Here is a 262-nt window from a genome sequence, read left to right on the forward strand (position 1 = left end):
CTATATCGACAGCGTGCTCGCCAATGCGCAGGCGCTGGGCGACGTGCTGAAGGCGGGCGGCGTGGATCTGGTCACGGGCGGCACCGACAACCATCTGCTGCTCGTGGACCTGCGTCCCAAGGGCCTCAAGGGCAATCAGGTCGAGCAGGCGCTCGAGCGCGCCGGCATCACCTGCAACAAGAACGGCATCCCGTTCGATACGGAAAAGCCCACGGTCACCTCGGGCGTTCGCCTGGGCACGCCGGCGGGCACGACGCGCGGT

The 262-nt window shown here is 67.9% G+C and carries 1 pseudogene; it reads left to right on the top strand.

Annotation, left to right across the window (positions count from 1 at the left end):
• Positions 1-262 (top strand): annotated as a pseudogene (gene glyA, locus U5775_RS39260) (serine hydroxymethyltransferase); the annotation flags it as partial.

Source organism: Paraburkholderia sp. J63, assembly GCF_905220245.1.
Classification (GTDB): domain Bacteria; phylum Pseudomonadota; class Gammaproteobacteria; order Burkholderiales; family Burkholderiaceae; genus Paraburkholderia.